1 protein-coding gene is annotated in these 304 nt (G+C 59.2%); it reads left to right on the top strand.

Annotated features, from left to right (window positions below; genetic code table 11):
* Positions 1-304 (top strand): TraM recognition domain-containing protein (locus tag A3764_RS00760; RefSeq protein ID WP_150122019.1); only part of this gene is annotated, 304 nt, incomplete at both ends.

Genomic DNA, 304 nt, shown 5'->3' with positions numbered 1-304 from the left:
TGGTCACCCAAACCATCCCCGCCCTCGATGAAATCTACGGCGAGAACACTCGCCGCGCCCTGCAGGGCAACGCCGGCGTGAAACTCTATCTCACGCCCTCGGATGAAAAAACCGTCGAGGAGCTGAGCAAGGCGGTTGGCAAGACCACGAAGACCGTCATCACGCGCTCCCAGTCCATCGGCAAAAACCCCTTTGAAGGGCGCAGCCAATCCACACGGACCGAAGAAAGTTCGTTGTTACCTGAAGATGAGGCGCGCCGCCTACCGCTCGATGAGATCGTCATGGTCATCGATGCCCAGATGCC

The organism is Sulfitobacter sp. HI0129 (genome assembly GCF_001635395.1).
Lineage (GTDB): Bacteria > Pseudomonadota > Alphaproteobacteria > Rhodobacterales > Rhodobacteraceae > Sulfitobacter.
The sequence above is the reverse complement of the archived record's forward strand: the minus strand, read 5'-3'. Positions and strand labels throughout refer to the sequence as shown.